This is a genomic window from Sulfitobacter sp. UBA4523 (genome assembly GCF_002388305.1).
In the GTDB taxonomy this organism is placed as follows: Bacteria; Pseudomonadota; Alphaproteobacteria; order Rhodobacterales; family Rhodobacteraceae; genus Sulfitobacter; species Sulfitobacter pontiacus.
In genome coordinates, this window is sequence record NZ_DGMH01000056.1 from 1 (window position 1) to 257 (window position 257).

Genomic DNA, 257 nt, shown 5'->3' on the forward strand with positions numbered 1-257 from the left:
AAGAACAAGATCGATCCGGGCGAAGCCATGGATAAAAACCTCTATGATCTGCCCGCCGAAGAACTGGCCGATATCCCAACCGTTTCCGGTTCCCTGCGCGAAGCGCTGGAAGAGCTGCAGTCGGATATGGATTACCTGCTGGCCGGTGACGTCTTCACCAAAGACCAGATCGAAGGCTATATCGAACTCAAGATGGAAGAAGTGCACAAATACGAGCACACCCCCCACCCTGTTGAATTCGGCATGTACTACAGCTG

The 257-nt window shown here is 52.9% G+C and carries 1 pseudogene; it reads left to right on the plus strand.

The features are described 5' to 3' along the window. Nucleotides 1–257: pseudogene (glnA, locus tag B3849_RS13975) on the plus strand (glutamine synthetase); the annotation flags it as partial.